Source organism: Candidatus Mycalebacterium sp. (genome assembly GCF_977828045.1).
The window spans coordinates 1-13,741 of record NZ_CDWCUL010000017.1 but is presented as its reverse complement, the minus strand read 5'-3'; the positions used below and the strand labels follow the sequence as shown (position 1 = coordinate 13,741).

The following is a 13,741-nucleotide window of genomic DNA, read 5'->3' as shown; positions in this document are numbered from 1 at the left end:
TAATTTGACTTTGGACAAAGATGAAAAACAGAAGGTTATCGCGGAGTTCGCGGAAAAACCCGGAGATGTCGGTTCTTCCACAGTGCAGATTGGCATACTTTCCAAAAGGATAGAGCAGATATCCGCCCATACGAACAAAATGAAAAAAGATCTTCACTCGCGCAGGGGGCTTGTGCGGCTTGTGGCGAAAAGAAGGAAATTGCTGAACTACCTGAAAAGTTCAGACCCCCGCAAATACGCCGAGTTGATTAACAAACTCGGACTCAGGCATTAATTAAGAGTGAATCGGAGGACTATTTAATTTGGCACACAAAACAGTTGAAAAAACACTTTTCGGCTCAAACTACAAAATAGAGACCGGAAAAATGGCGAAACAGTCAAGCGGCTCGGTTTTGATGAGTTGTTCAGACACCGTTGTTCTCGCCACGGTGGTCGCGGAAAGCGAAAAAATCAATGAAGATTTTCTTCCGCTGACCGTGAATTATCAGGAAAAAACATACGCCGCGGGAAAGATTCCGGGCGGGTTTTTCAGAAGGGAAGGCAGGCCCAGTGAGCAGGAAATTCTTACCTCACGGCTAATAGACCGTTCAATCAGGCCCCTTATCACAAAGAAGTTCACCTATTCCACGCAGGTGATGATTACTGTTCTTTCGGCGGACTCAAAAGCGGACCCCGGAGTGCTTTCAGCGACAGCCGCTTCGGCCGCTCTGGTTCTTTCGGACGTGCCGTTTGAAGGACCCATCGCCGGAGTGAAAGTCGGAAGAATAGACGGGGAGTTGGTCTGTAACCCCTCATACGAGGATCTTGAATCAAGCGACATGGAAATCGTGGTTACGGGAACAAAAGACGCGATTGTAATGGTTGAAGGCGGAGCGAACGAGGTTCCCGAACCGGACATGATTGACGCGCTTATGTTCGCTCACGAACGCATAAAGGAGCTTGTGAATATGCAGGAGGAGCTTGCTTCTGGCATTGCCGCCGAAAAACGCGTTCTTGACGAAGATGACCCCTCGGCGGATGAAGCGGTTGCTTCGGCGGTCGCGGCTTTTGCCTCGGAGCGTCTTAAAGGCGCGGTCGTCAAGCCGTCCAAGGAGGCGCGCAGTGAAGAAATAGGAAAACTGCGCGCCGAAACAGTTGAGGCGGTCGGGCATGATTTCCCCGAAAGCGAAGGGCGCATCTCGGACGCTTTTAACAAAGCCACCAAAGAGGTCGTCCGCTCTTTGATTGTGAATGACGGCGTGCGTCCGGATTCGCGCGACCACAAAACCATACGTGACATAGATTCACAGGTGGGGCTTCTTCCCCGCTCTCACGGCTCCGCGCTTTTCACTCGCGGCGAAACACAGGCGCTTGTCGCCACAACGCTGGGAACTTCATATTACGAGCAGAGGATTGACTCCCTTGAAGGTGATTTGAAGAAGAGTTTTATGCTTCATTACAACTTCCCGCCGTATTCGGTGGGCGAGACGAGTTTCCGCCTCGCTCCGGGGCGCAGGGAGATAGGGCACGGTGCACTTGCGGAAAGGGCGGTGAAGCCGCTTCTTCCCTCAAAAGAGGATTTTCCCTACACAATCAGGGTTGTTTCGGAAATTCTTGAATCAAACGGCTCGTCCTCAATGGCGACCGTTTGCGGTGCTTCAATGTCTCTTATGGACGCGGGAGTTCCTCTTCGCGCCGCCGTTGGCGGAATAGCGATGGGGCTTATAAAAGAAGGGGATAAACTCGTCATTCTGTCGGACATTCTCGGTGATGAAGACCATTTGGGCGACATGGATTTCAAAGTTGCCGGCACGGAGAACGGGATCACCGCGTTGCAGATGGACATCAAAATAGATGGCGTTACAAAGGAAATTCTCTCAGACGCCCTCATGCAGGCGAAAGAAGCGCGGCTTCACGTGCTTGCCGAGATGGGCAAAACAATAAACATTCCCAGTTCGGATATTTCCGCCCACGCCCCGCGCATAATGTCAATAAAAATTCATCCCGACAAAATACGCGATGTAATCGGTTCGGGCGGCAAGGTAATCAACAAACTCATTGAAGAAACCGGCGCTCAGATAGACATTCAGGACGACGGAAAAGTGCTTATTTCCTCTCCCGACAAAGAGTCATGCGAGATGGCGATTAAGCGCATAGAGAAAATCATTGAGGAGATAGAGCCCGGAAAAGTCTATTTCGGAAAGGTCAAACGGCTGCTTGATTTCGGCGCGATTGTGGAGATGGACAACGGCAGGGACGGGCTTGTGCACATTTCGGAGTTGGAAGAGGGAAGAGTTGAAAAAGTCACCGATGTGATAAACGAAGGGGACGAGCTTCTCGTCAAGTGCATTTCAAAAGAGAGAGACGGCAAGATACGGCTCAGCCGCAGGGAAGCGTTGGGAGAAAACATAGAGGATTACAGATAACCGCGGAGTGCGAAAACGGGCGGATTATCGCGGTTGTTGGTCCTACCGCATCGGGAAAAACCGATTTCGGGTTCCGCCTCGCCTCTGAACTGTCCGGAGCCGTGGTTGGCGCGGATTCCCTTCAGGTTTACAAACATTTTGACATAGGAAGCGCTAAGCCGTCCGCCGACTTGATGAGCGCGTTTCCGCACTTTATGATTGATGTTGCCGAGCCGGACGATGAGTTTAACGCGGGCGACTACCGGACTCTGGCAAATCCCATACTTGAAAAACTTTGCGCGGAAAAAACGCCGCCGATTGTGGTTGGCGGAACCTTTCTTTATGTTCGAGCCCTGCTTGAAGGGCTGATAGAAAGCCCTTCAGACCCGGAAATAAGAAAGCGGCTTGAAGACGAGGAAAAAACCTACGGAATCGACTGGCTTTATGAAAAATTGCGCGATGCGGATCCCGTTTCCGCCGCCGCGATTCATCAGCGCGATTCCGTGCGCATACGGCGCGCGCTTGAGATTTTTTATTCCGCAGGCGCGCCCGCTTCGGAAATTCGGCGCGCTCACGGGTTTTCGGACGGCAGTTTTGACTGCCTCAAAATCGGTCTCGCGACTGACAGGGACGCGCTTGTCGGAAAAATAAACCAGCAGAACGCAAGAGATGTTTGACAAGGGAATTGTCGAAGAAACCGAACAAATTCGCGGCATGGGATATTCAAAGGACGTAAAGCCGATGAAAGCGATAGGGTATCGTCAGGCCAATATGCTGATTGACGGGGAGATAACGAAAACGCAAGCGGTTGAAGACGCCTCCACGGACACCCGGCGTTTTGCCAAAAGACAGATGACATGGCTCAGAAAAGAAAAAGACATCAGGTGGTTTCCAGTTGAAAATCTTGATGAAGCGGTTGAGGAGTGCCGGGAATTTTTCGGTTTGTGAGGACTATTTGAGGAAATATTTTCTTGCGAGTCCCGACTGTTTCAAGGAACAAGTCTTTTACTCAATGTTTATGCCTTGTTAATGAATAGACAGAGGGTAAGTGTTTTCTCTATCATCAAAGGGTTCGGCAGATTCAAGGACTTCTTGTTTTTCATCTTCAGCCATATTTTCAAAGTAGAGTTCAACCGCTTCTTTGAGGCTTTCTATCGCTTCTTCAACCGTTCCACCGTAACTTGAGATGTTTGTCCCCTCAAGCTTTGAAACGAAAGCATTTTTCTCCTGCCATACAAGAACTGAAAACTGTTGCATGCTCGGAACCCCCTTGTAATTTGAAGCAATAACACAATACAAATAAGACAAGCTATCAATCAATTCAAGTTCTGTTCTTTCCTCACATACAAAACAGCGAAAACACCTCCCGCAATTGCGGCGGTGATGGGCAGAAGCCAGATGACAAGGTTAAATCCTTTCAGCGGCGGCTTGGCGAGGATTGTGTCTCCGTATTTTCCCTGAAACCACAGGATAATTTCCTCATCGGTTTCCCCGTTTTTAATCTTCTTTCTTATTATTTTCCGCATATCACGCGCAAGGTCTGAGTTTGACTCGGCAACGCTCTGCCCCGCGCAAACGGGGCACATAAGTTGCCGCGCGATTGCGTCCGTGCGGTCTATAACGCTCACGGCGGAAGCGGACGGGGCGGAGAGGAGGAGAATAAAAAATAAAAATTTCATAATGATTTGAGGAAAATCCTATTTCCACAGATTCTTCAGGATTTTTTTAATGGATATTTTTAGAGTGTTTCTCAATTGTCCTTTCCAAAGAACACTTTTTGTTGAGAGTCTGTGTTCATAGTAGGAGGGGTGGACAACAGAGAGAGCAAGATTTTTCTTTGGTATATATTCAGTTTTTATTCTGTGGATTTCATTTTTCTTTACATAAAGAATAATATTTTGCTTGTACCAGTTTTTTATTTTTTCGTTATTCCAAATCTTCGCCCTTACAATATCAAAAGGGACATAATCCTTTTTTTCAAACAAATCCGCCCAGTAGTCTTGCCATTGTTCATTGAAATGATTTATCCCACCCTGCAATGGAATTGCCGCTGAAAACAGAACAAAATCTGAGAGAGTTGTTAGATAGTTGATAAAACTCTCCGCTCTTTCTGGTGGCAAGTGTTCGGCAACCTCAAGGCTGATTGCGAGATCAAATTTTTCTTTGAATTTAGGGAACTCTTTTGAGATGTCTGCTTTAATAAAATTCTCATCGGGAATCATTGAGATATTGGCGATCAATCCATTCGCCGTCAATTCCTGCGATTTTTTCGGTTTTGTAGTTTTCTTTCAAACTTCGGAGCCATACTCCTGTTCCGCATCCCACATCAACAACTGATTTGCCGTGCGGGAGCACTTTAAGGGCGATTCCCAAGATGATATTTGCCGAATAAGGGAATTCTTCGCTCCCACGCTTTTTGTAAAACTTGCTGTCATATTTTTTAAAATTGGCAAGACTCATTTTGCAATCAACTTTTCCAGTTTGTCAGCGTTGATATCCCAGGTAAAATGCCGCTCCACTCTCTTTCTGGCAGCTATTCCCATAGTTTGAATACCGCCGTTTTTAATCATTTCTTTTATGGTTTCGCCCCATATTCGGGGGTCGCGGGAATTCACCAGTCTGCCGGTCTTATTATTAATGACACTTTCCTCCATGCCCATATTCGCGGCCGCCAACACCGGAACACCGCAAGCCATTGCCTCAAGAAGAGCAATGCTGAACGCCTCTTTGTTCACAGACGGCTGAACAGTAATATCGGCGAGACGGTAGAAGTTTACAAGTTCGCTGTTGTCTACAACTCCGGTGAAAATAACACGCTCCCCAACTCCCACCTCTTTCGCCAAATTTTCCAGTCTGTTACGGGCGGGTCCTCCGCCCACAGCCACATAGTATATGTCTGATATATGTGCGAGAGTGCGAATTACTGTATCAAGCCCCTTCCAGTCAACCAGCCGTCCAACACTCATTATCACTTTGCATCCGTCCCCCAACCCAAGTTTTTTCCTCAACGCCACAGGTTGTGGTCCCGGAGAAAAAAGTCCGGTATCAACTCCGTTATAGATGGTGGTTACATTGCGTCCATAACGTTCCCCGATTTTACGGGAGTTCTCATCGCTGCATGAAACCCATGTGTCAACAGACCCCGCAAAAAGTCCGTCTCCCAGATAGAAGTCTCTGCCTCCTGAGCTGAATACGACATTTGCCTTCAGCCCATTGCGTTTTGCCCACCACATTGCGGGAAAATCGGTGGGTTTGTTGATTATTACTATGTCATATCCGCCCGTAAGCAACGAGGGAAGGGCGGACTTTGCAAAAGAGATTCTTTCCAGAAGTTTGCGGAAGACCTGTCCAAGATTGGGAAAATCTTCGCGGGAACGGAAGGGGAAACCCTCGTAATTAACGAATTCATTGCGCTTGAAACCCTGTCCGCCGGCGAGAATTGTTACTTCGTGTCCGCGCTGTGCCAGAGTTTTTCCCAGTTCCCAGCAGTAGGTTTCTAGTCCACCGCCTTCGCGTTTTCCGGAAGTAACTTGAAAAAAAGAAATCTTCATTTTCTGTTTGGGTAAGGGAGTAAGTTAAAGTGTATAATAACATAAATGTCGCTTTTTTCAGGTAGTTGCCCACCAGACCCCGTTAAGTAATGACGGATTTCAACAACACACATATCAAAACCGCACGGAACTCCATAGAGAAGTTGGCATATGTTCACCGCGCCCGGTTTCCGGGTCCGAAAGCCCATCACGTCGCGATTGCAATGATGATAGACGCTTTCTCAAACAACAGTATGGATGTCTCTCTCCTGCTGAGGAGGTATGACAAGGGATTGACGGATAAAATCAAAGACTACTTCGGGCTGAGCAAGGATTTGAATATCAAGACGCTGTTTTCCCTGAGTTTTCTGCCTGTCAGTCTGGACTTTGTCTACAAACGCTCGCTTGGCAGGGAAATTTCCGAACTTTGCGAACGATATGGCGAAAGAGCGGCGGTTTATTACAGATATTCCGCAGTATCGGGAAGGGTAATGGCTAATTACGTTTGCAAGAGCGGAATTCCTTTTTTCTGTGAAGTTCATGTGCCACTGAAATCTGCTGCGCAGGAAATTAACTTTCTGAAAAAGATGAGAGGGGTTATTGCTATTACAGAAACGTTGCGCCGTCAGTTGATTGATGTGGGCTTGGAACCCGAAAAAGTGTTAACTGCTCCGAGCGGCGTTAACTTTGGAACATATGAAGAAAAACGGCGGGTTTCCAAACAGCATATCAGAAAGGAACTGTCTCTTCCACTTGAAAAGAGTCTTGTTGTCTATACGGGCAAGCCATACGAAGGAAGAGGGGTGGAAACCTTGATTGAGAGCGCAAAGTTTCTTGACGACTCCGCGCTGGTTTTGATTGTGGGAGGATTGCCGGAAGATTTGAAACGGCTCGGCGCAATAGTTCAAAACAACAATTTGCAGAACAGAGTGAAACTTGAGGGGCACAAGCCGTCATACCAAATTCCCTCGTATCAGATGGGGGCGGATGTTCTCATAATGCCTTATTCCAAAGACTGGAATCTTCAACAGAGCGCTTCACCGATTAAAATGATTGAATATATGGCTTCCGGGAACCCCATTGTTTCAAGCGATTTTCCCGTCATCAGGGAAGTTCTGTCCGAAGAGAACAGCGTTTTGGTTCCCCCGGACGACACCCGGCTTCTTGCGGAGGGAATAAAAAAGTGTTTGAGCGATTCCCGCTTTGTAAGTTCAATAACGGAAAATGCCCTCAACCTTGCCCGCTCAAACAGTTGGGATAACAGAGCCGTGAAAATTAAAAACTTTATGGACTCTCTCTTGTAAACGGTTGTTTGTCCACAATGTCAAACTCATTCTCAAATGAAAAAAAGAGACTGCTGAAAAACGCCTCATGGCTTTTCAGCAGCGATATTATCGGTTCGGTGTTCGCAGCGCTGGAGGTGATAGTTCTTGCCCGTTTTCTGGGTCTGGAGCAGTTCGGTCTTTTCAGCATAGTCGTTTCTTATGTGAACATCGTCAACGGCATTGTGGATTTCAATGTTCGCGAAGCGGTTATTAGATATGTCGGAAAATATCGGGAGGCAAAAGACAGTGTTAAAACTCTTTCTTTTGTCAAACTTTTCTATCTGATTGATTTTTTGTCGGGCGCGGTGGCTTTTGTCGCGGCTGTTCTGCTCGCGGGCATAGCAAACAGTCTTTTCATCAAGTCGGAAAATGCCATTGAGCTGGTTTTTATCTACTCATTCAGTCTTTTTGTTTCAACCGTCAATGTGAACTCCCGCTCGCTTCTGGAAGTTTTTCAAAAGTTTGACAGTGTCGCGCTTTTCGAAGTTGCCGGAGTTGTTTTGAGGGTTTCTCTTGTTATTGCCGCTCTTCTTTCCGGATTCGGTATAAAAGGCGTTTTTGTCGCTTATGTTATCGGGAAATTTGCGAATTTCTGCTTTCTTCAGTTTTTTGTCAACCGCACTCTCAGAGCCGAGGGGCTCGGCAGATGGTTTTCCGCCGAAGTCGGCATGGTGAAAAATGAGATTAAAGACGTAATGCTTTTTGTTCTGAATTCAACCTTTGTGGGTTTTGCCAGCAATGTGTTCAGCAGAAATTTCCCGATACTGGTTCTCGGATATTTTTCCGGAAGCGAGGCTTCGGGTCTGTATAAAACTGCCACCGTTTTCCTGAAAATAATTGGAAAATTAAAAACTCCGGCGTCAAGAGCCCTGTATCCCGCTCTTGTGAGCCTCCAGGAGAGAAAGTCCTACGAAGACTTCAAGCGGATTATCTCCTATTCAGTCCGGTTTCTGGCAAAGTTGTTTGTTCCGGTCGCGGGGTTGTTTTTTATATTCGCTGACACAATTCTCCTCATTTTTTTCGGCGCGGAATATGTCCCCGCCGCCACCGCAATGAGAATAATTATTGTCGTGGAGACTTTCGCCTTACTTTTTTTCTGGGTTGGCTCCGTCTGTCTGGCTCTGGGAAGGACATGGTTCAGAACGGGGCTGACACTTGTGAGCACACTGCTTTATACTGCCGCGCTGTTCTACCTGGCATCCGCCCACTCCATTGAGGGAGCGGCTCTGGCAAAACTGGTTCTCCCTCTGACATTCCTGCCCGTCGCAGTAATTCTTTTCAGGGATATAAAAAGAAGAGCCGGATAGGGTCGTTTTCAAGCGGCGTTTATTTGAGGGTTCTCAACTCCCGGCAATTTCCCGGAAAAGTTTTGCGTATTCAGTAGCGGTTTTTTCAATCGTAAAGTTTTGCGCTCTTTTTCTCGCATTGACGGAAAGATTCCGGGCAATTTCCCCGTTACCAAGAATTCGCAAAATTGCCTCAGCCATTTGTTCCGGGTTTGAAACCGGAACAAGGAGTCCGCTTTTGCCGTCTTCAATAATCTCATTCGCTCCGAATTTGTGGTCTGTGCTGACAACCGGAACGCCCAGAGCGAGGGCTTCAAGAATTGAGTTTGAAAAGCCCTCAAACAGCGATGAAGAGACATAAACATCTGCTGCCTTCATCAGAGGGTAGGGATTGGGTATATCTCCCGTGAATGAAACGCAGTCCGCAAGGCTCAGTTTTTCAATTTTTGCCTTAAGTCTTTCTTTTTCCTTCCAGTCTTCCCTTCCTCCGACTATCATCAGACGGGTTTGCACCGTTTTTCGCACGATTGCGAAAGCGTCAATCAAATCCCCGAAACCTTTTGCCGGGACGACCCTTCCGGCTGACACTATAAGGGGAGTTTTTTTATCGGCAATCCACGGGTGAGTTGCCTGTTCCCCGCTCTTTTTTTCTATCCGTTCCAGTTCCAGTCCGTTATGAATTACAGACGGTCTTGATTTTAGATTCCAGTATTTTTTCGTCTCGTCCGCAAGCGCGGAAGAGTTTGCCGCCACGCAGGTCGCGAGTTTTCTTGATATTTTCCTGACAAGGAAAGTTTGAAAACGTTTCGGCGCGGATTTGATGTATTCAATGGATTTTGCCGGATTGTTAATTTCCACCACAACAACGGGTATTCCGAGAAATTTTCCCGCAATCGCGCAGGGCAGGGGCATGACCCGCGCATATATGATGTCCGGCTTTATTTGTTTTGCCGCTTTTATTACCGCTGCTATGCGCAGAATTGGTTTTAGAGGCCATTTCTCCGTCAGATAGATATCTGAGTATGTTATTTTGGACCGCATTTCCGAACCAATGTCTTTCCCGAGACTTCCGTCTTTCTTCAGCAGAAAAATTGAAACGTCCATGTCCGGTATTGTGGCAAACTGTTTCGCCATTGTGAAGATTTGCCGCTCCGCTCCGCCGGCCTGCATGCTCTGGTTCACAAACATAATCCTCATGCCTGTTTTCCCAAAACGTCCTTGAAAATTTGCAGAGTTTTTTCCGTCATTTTTTCAATGCCGAAATTCTCCGCTCTTTTTTTCGCTTCTTCCCCCATTTTTCCGGCAAGAGGTCTGTCTTTTATCAGTTTTAATATGGCATCCGCCATTTTCCCGCAGTCTCCCACCGGAACAAGAATTCCGCTCGCGCCGTCTTCAACAATTTCCGCCGCCCCGTGTCTGTAGTCGGTTGACACAACGGGCATTGCCAGAGCCATCGCTTCGGCAAGAACAAGACCGAAACCCTCAAACAGCGATGAGCAGACAAAAATGTCGCACCGGGTCGTGTATTTGTGGGGATTGCGAACCGCGCCCGTAAAATCAACCATTTTCCCGATGCCGAGTTTTTCCGCCTCGTCCACGATATGGCTTTTGTTGCCGCCGCCTATTACCAAAAGACGCAGAGGAGTTGTTTTGTTGACCAACCCAACCGACTCAACAAGGTTTTCATAACCCTTTTGTGCAACAAGCCGCCCCACGGCAATCGCGATTGGAATATCATCGGAAAACCACCTGTGATTTGCCTCTTCTTCCGACAGTTCTTCTATGCCGCCCGTATCTATGCCGTTGTGTATCATTCGGGTTTCAACGCCAAAAACCTTGAGTATCTGTTTTTTACCTTCCTCCGATATTGAAATTACCGCATCCGCGCTTTTATAGCACAGTGATTTTGCCGCAATGTTTATTGCTCTTGTGAACGGACGGACGGCTTTGGCTTTTTCCTCCGGATTGTTGTCTTCAACAACAACCGTTTTTATTCCGAGAGTTTTTCCGGCGAGAACCAAAGCCGGTTTAATTCTCCACAGTCTGCCGTAGAGAATGTCGGGCTTTTCTGCTTTTGCCGTTTGATATATCGCCCACAACCTTGAGAAAAAGCCGCTTGCCCTGCCGAGAACGGTTTCAACGCCTTCCGGCAGGTCGGCGATTAAGTCTCCCTCTCCGTCCGTGAGAAAAACGGTAACTTCGCATCCACTGCGGGCGAAACCGCCTGCAAGTGCGATTATCTGTTTTTCACTTCCACCCCCGTATCCGAGATTCAGGTGAGGTGAAACAAGCATAATTTTCATTCGTTACTCGTGCCTCAGCGCTTCAACGGGGTTGAGTTTTGCCGCTTTGCGCGCCGGATATAAACCGAAGAAAATTCCCACCAGCGCGGAGAAAAGGCAGGCGACCACAATGGCTGAAAGTGATATTTCGGCGGGCCAACCGGTGAACAGGGCTGCGGTTTTGGAAATTATAACTCCAAGCACTATGCCCATCGCTCCCCCGGCGAGTGACAGGACAAGCGCTTCAACCAGAAACTGCTTTTGTATGTCTATCTGCCTCGCGCCGACCGCCATTCGGATCCCTATTTCCCTTGTTCTTTCTGTTACCGAAACAAGCATTATGTTCATAATTCCCACTCCGCCGACTATCAACGATATTGACGCTATGCTTACAAGCAGGATTTTCAAAATGCTCGTTACGTCCGCTATGCGTTCAAGGTTTTGCGCGTTGTTTCTGATGGAATAATCGTCTTTTTCGTCCAACCCGATTTTGTGATTTTTTCTCAAAACCCCGTGTATTTCTCTCAAAGCCGTCTCTATGCTTTCCGGTCTTCTGACCGCGAGCGAGATTTTTGAGATGTTTCTTACCGAAAGGATTCTCTTCTGCACGGTTGAGTAGGGCATAAGAATTATGTCGTCCTGGTCCGCGCCGCTCGGTTTTGTTCCGAGTTTCTGCATTGTGCCGACAACCTCGCATGAAACATTTGCCACTCTGATTTTTTTGCCGATGGCCGATGTCGCGGTGAACAGTTTTTCCTCAATCGTTTTGCCTATCACGCACACCGGCCGCGAGTTTTCAATGTCGTCCGCGCTGAAAAAAGTGCCCACCTGCGGAAACCAGTCGTTGATAAATGTAAAATCGCGCGACACGCCGACAATACGCGCGTTCCACTGGTTTTTGCCGTGTATGACCGTTTTGTTCGTGCCGATGATTTCCGAAACAAACTCAACATCCGGCAACTCCCTTATGGCGTCCGCGTCTTTGACGGTGAGCGGCTTGCCGGCGGTGAACTTGAGCAGGTTCCCGCCGCCCGAGTGCGCGGGTGTGATAAGCATTGACTTCCCGCCCAGGCGCTCAAACTGCTCGTTTATCATTTTGCTCGCCCCTTGTGTTGTTGAGACAAGCGCAACCACCGCCGCCACACCTATTATCACGCCGAGTGAGGTAAGCATTGAGCGCGCCTTGTTGGACATGATTGCCCTGTAAGCGATTGTTAAAGACCTGAATGGCTGCATTGGAGTTGATTATAAAGGGAGAAGTTTGAGGAAAAAAGAGGGCGTGCTTCAATCCAAACTGCGATAGCGTCCTCTTTGAATGATAACAACCGTTAGGCACGGCACCGCCACGCCAATTACTGTGGCGGTTATCAGGAGTGTTCCCAGTTCCGAATAGTCCGCGGCGGTAATGATTTTCTGCGCTTCGTCTCTTACCTCACGCGTTATGACAAAGATTTCATTCAGATACTTTGAGCCGAGGCTTGCGGCTGAAAGTGAGAGATTTGAAAAAGACGCGAACACGGCGAAAAAAGTCGCTTTGAGGTGGTTCGGCGCGTTTTTAGCTATCCACGCGAGAAGCGGAATCATCGCCACCTGTCCCAGCGGGGATTCAAGTGCCGTGTTCACAATCGCTATAAATTTCGCGTCCACGATGCCGTCCGTGCGCGCCGCAGTCCATTCATGCAGACCGTAGAAAAGCCCGATGTCCGGAAGCGACAAAACGCCCCACACCAGAGACAGAAAAACGATAAGCCACGCTATTCTGAATCTGCTCATAACGGGCAGAAAAATAAATATGCCCGCGAGTGTGAGAGTGGAGCCGATGAGCGACAGATATGAGAAAAACTGCTCGTCAAATCCAATTTGGTCTATTAGGAACCAGCCGTTTCCCGGACCCACAGTCGGCACGGCACGGAAGAAAAAAATGATTATTGCCGTTCCTATCAGAGTGGCGTGTTTATCTTTGGGCAGTTCGGGGAGCAGTTTCCGCATAAGGAAAATCACTATCGCCATTGAGCCCGTGAACACTATTTCCTCCGAATAGGGAATTTTTGAAAGCCCCGTTCCGATGCTGAAAAGGACAAATGCGAGACTTCCCCACAGAATCCACCAGTTCGGCGCGGTTGGGGGCCGGAGTTCCTGCTCGCCGGTTATATGCCCGGTTTTTTTCAGGATTTCGGCGAGAACAACGCCTATGACGGACACAAGCGGAATGGCGAGAGCCATAAGGTAGATTTCGCCGTAAACCCGCGCTTTTTCCGGCTGGGAAAGTTCCGATGTGTCATTAAAGGCGACTATGTTGATGATTGAAACCAGAACCGTGCCGCCGATAACGGCAAATCTGCCGAGCGTTTGCATTGTTGTGTGCGCGGATTTGAGTTCCTCTTCGCTGATTTTTTCGCCCCGGGAGTCCACGGTGGGAACGGCTTCAACCGTCATTGCGTCCGCAACAACGTCCTGAAGCACATAACCAACGGGGCTGATAATTACGCTTGCGATAAACCAGTTGGAAACGGGCCAGATTTCCTGCATATATTCGGTGTGGGCTATCAGCGCGTAAACGATAAGCAGCCCCACCGCGATGAGAGCCGCGCCGATAAAAACAAGAACGGATTTCCAGCGCCAAACCAGATCAACCAGATGTCCGACCGGCATTTTGAGAGCCCACGGAAGCCCGGCCCAGAAGCCGAGTGTCGCGAGAAATGCGGCGGATAAGTCGAGATAGTCTTTGACAAAAAAAGTGGCGACAATCCCCGTAAGCCCGGAAATTCCGGCCGCCAGATAAACCAGAAGCGGCGGTATGTAGCTCAGCCGCAACTGTTTAAAAATCCCAACAAAATCTTTGGTGAAAAACTTCCTCAGCGTGTCCATACGTCTTTGATTCAGGCGGGGTGGATAGTGAATGTTATGAGGTTGAACGGGGGTTGTAAAGGGAGG

15 protein-coding genes are annotated in these 13,741 nt (G+C 48.3%); 6 read left to right on the top strand and 9 right to left on the bottom strand.

All coding sequences use genetic code 11. The features are described from left to right. The first annotated feature begins 4 nt into the window (after nt 1-4). The 4 genes from rpsO to ACY430_RS05660 are packed head-to-tail and all read left to right on the top strand — an operon-like array spanning nt 5 to nt 3,332. Complete coding sequence (gene rpsO, locus ACY430_RS05675; protein WP_462137922.1) at nt 5-274, top strand: 30S ribosomal protein S15; 270 nt, start codon at nt 5-7, stop codon at nt 272-274. Between the two features lie 28 nt (nt 275-302). Next, nucleotides 303-2,405 (top strand): polyribonucleotide nucleotidyltransferase, encoded by a 2,103-nt coding sequence (locus tag ACY430_RS05670; RefSeq protein ID WP_462137921.1) that lies wholly within the window; start codon nt 303-305, stop codon nt 2,403-2,405. Then, nucleotides 2,324-3,061 (top strand): tRNA (adenosine(37)-N6)-dimethylallyltransferase MiaA, encoded by a 738-nt coding sequence (gene miaA / locus ACY430_RS05665; protein WP_462137920.1) that lies wholly within the window; start codon nt 2,324-2,326, stop codon nt 3,059-3,061. Before ACY430_RS05670 ends, miaA begins: the two co-directional genes overlap by 82 nt. Beyond that, entirely contained in the window at nt 3,054-3,332 is a 279-nt protein-coding gene (locus ACY430_RS05660) for a hypothetical protein (RefSeq protein WP_462137919.1), read from the top strand. Before miaA ends, ACY430_RS05660 begins: the two co-directional genes overlap by 8 nt. Nucleotides 3,333-3,410: 78 nt before the next feature. On the opposite strand, the gene ACY430_RS05655 is transcribed toward ACY430_RS05660, so the two are convergent. From ACY430_RS05655 to ACY430_RS05635, 5 genes are read right to left on the bottom strand one after another with little or no spacing between them, the layout of a single operon-like run. Beyond that, a complete protein-coding gene (locus tag ACY430_RS05655; RefSeq protein WP_462137918.1) occupies nt 3,411-3,641 on the bottom strand; it encodes a type II toxin-antitoxin system HicB family antitoxin in 231 nt (76 codons plus the stop codon). Nucleotides 3,642-3,700: 59 nt separating this feature from the next. Further along, entirely contained in the window at nt 3,701-4,063 is a 363-nt protein-coding gene (locus tag ACY430_RS05650; protein ID WP_462137917.1) for a cytochrome c-type biogenesis protein, read from the bottom strand. 18 nt (nt 4,064-4,081) lie between these two features. Beyond that, nucleotides 4,082-4,606, bottom strand: a complete 525-nt coding sequence (locus ACY430_RS05645) for a hypothetical protein (protein WP_462137916.1) — start codon at nt 4,604-4,606, stop codon at nt 4,082-4,084. After that, nucleotides 4,593-4,844 (bottom strand): methyltransferase domain-containing protein, encoded by a 252-nt coding sequence (locus ACY430_RS05640; protein WP_462137915.1) that lies wholly within the window; start codon nt 4,842-4,844, stop codon nt 4,593-4,595. Before ACY430_RS05640 ends, ACY430_RS05645 begins: the two co-directional genes overlap by 14 nt. Next, nucleotides 4,841-5,935, bottom strand: a complete 1,095-nt coding sequence (locus ACY430_RS05635; protein WP_462137914.1) for a glycosyltransferase family 4 protein — start codon at nt 5,933-5,935, stop codon at nt 4,841-4,843. Before ACY430_RS05635 ends, ACY430_RS05640 begins: the two co-directional genes overlap by 4 nt. A gap of 89 nt (nt 5,936-6,024) precedes the next feature. Here ACY430_RS05635 and ACY430_RS05630 point away from each other — a divergent pair, with 89 nt between their 5' ends. Further along, nucleotides 6,025-7,218: a glycosyltransferase gene (locus ACY430_RS05630; protein ID WP_462137913.1), complete on the top strand. Its 1,194-nt coding sequence runs from the start codon at nt 6,025-6,027 to the stop codon at nt 7,216-7,218. 17 nt (nt 7,219-7,235) lie between these two features. Then, nucleotides 7,236-8,546, top strand: coding sequence for an oligosaccharide flippase family protein (locus ACY430_RS05625; protein ID WP_462137912.1), 1,311 nt, complete (start codon nt 7,236-7,238; stop codon nt 8,544-8,546). Between the two features lie 33 nt (nt 8,547-8,579). Here ACY430_RS05625 and ACY430_RS05620 read toward each other — a convergent pair whose 3' ends face one another. From ACY430_RS05620 to ACY430_RS05605, 4 genes are read right to left on the bottom strand one after another with little or no spacing between them, the layout of a single operon-like run. After that, complete coding sequence (locus tag ACY430_RS05620; RefSeq protein ID WP_462137911.1) at nt 8,580-9,722, bottom strand: glycosyltransferase; 1,143 nt, start codon at nt 9,720-9,722, stop codon at nt 8,580-8,582. Next, nucleotides 9,719-10,828, bottom strand: a complete 1,110-nt coding sequence (locus tag ACY430_RS05615) for a glycosyltransferase (protein WP_462137910.1) — start codon at nt 10,826-10,828, stop codon at nt 9,719-9,721. The genes ACY430_RS05620 and ACY430_RS05615 overlap by 4 nt, the downstream gene beginning before the upstream one ends. 3 nt (nt 10,829-10,831) lie before the next feature. After that, nucleotides 10,832-12,043: an ABC transporter permease gene (locus ACY430_RS05610; RefSeq protein ID WP_462137909.1), complete on the bottom strand. Its 1,212-nt coding sequence runs from the start codon at nt 12,041-12,043 to the stop codon at nt 10,832-10,834. A 48-nt stretch (nt 12,044-12,091) separates the two neighbouring features. Then, nucleotides 12,092-13,675, bottom strand: a complete 1,584-nt coding sequence (locus ACY430_RS05605; protein WP_462137969.1) for an MFS transporter — start codon at nt 13,673-13,675, stop codon at nt 12,092-12,094. Between the last annotated feature and the right edge of the window lie 66 nt (nt 13,676-13,741).

Excerpts from the sequence above, each read along its gene's own strand:
- ACY430_RS05660 (WP_462137919.1), top strand. The coding sequence starts at position 3,054 with ATGTTTGACAAGGGAATTGTCGAAGAAACCGAACAAATTCGCGGCATG.
- ACY430_RS05620 (WP_462137911.1), bottom strand. The coding sequence starts at position 9,722 with ATGAGGATTATGTTTGTGAACCAGAGCATGCAGGCCGGCGGAGCGGAG.
- ACY430_RS05635 (WP_462137914.1), bottom strand. The coding sequence starts at position 5,935 with ATGAAGATTTCTTTTTTTCAAGTTACTTCCGGAAAACGCGAAGGCGGT.
- ACY430_RS05645 (WP_462137916.1), bottom strand. The coding sequence starts at position 4,606 with ATGATTCCCGATGAGAATTTTATTAAAGCAGACATCTCAAAAGAGTTC.
- ACY430_RS05625 (WP_462137912.1), top strand. The coding sequence starts at position 7,236 with ATGTCAAACTCATTCTCAAATGAAAAAAAGAGACTGCTGAAAAACGCC.
- ACY430_RS05650 (WP_462137917.1), bottom strand. The coding sequence starts at position 4,063 with ATGAAATTTTTATTTTTTATTCTCCTCCTCTCCGCCCCGTCCGCTTCC.
- ACY430_RS05655 (WP_462137918.1), bottom strand. The coding sequence starts at position 3,641 with ATGCAACAGTTTTCAGTTCTTGTATGGCAGGAGAAAAATGCTTTCGTT.
- ACY430_RS05610 (WP_462137909.1), bottom strand. The coding sequence starts at position 12,043 with ATGCAGCCATTCAGGTCTTTAACAATCGCTTACAGGGCAATCATGTCC.
- ACY430_RS05640 (WP_462137915.1), bottom strand. The coding sequence starts at position 4,844 with ATGAGTCTTGCCAATTTTAAAAAATATGACAGCAAGTTTTACAAAAAG.
- ACY430_RS05615 (WP_462137910.1), bottom strand. The coding sequence starts at position 10,828 with ATGAAAATTATGCTTGTTTCACCTCACCTGAATCTCGGATACGGGGGT.
- ACY430_RS05605 (WP_462137969.1), bottom strand. The coding sequence starts at position 13,675 with ATGGACACGCTGAGGAAGTTTTTCACCAAAGATTTTGTTGGGATTTTT.
- ACY430_RS05630 (WP_462137913.1), top strand. The coding sequence starts at position 6,025 with ATGACGGATTTCAACAACACACATATCAAAACCGCACGGAACTCCATA.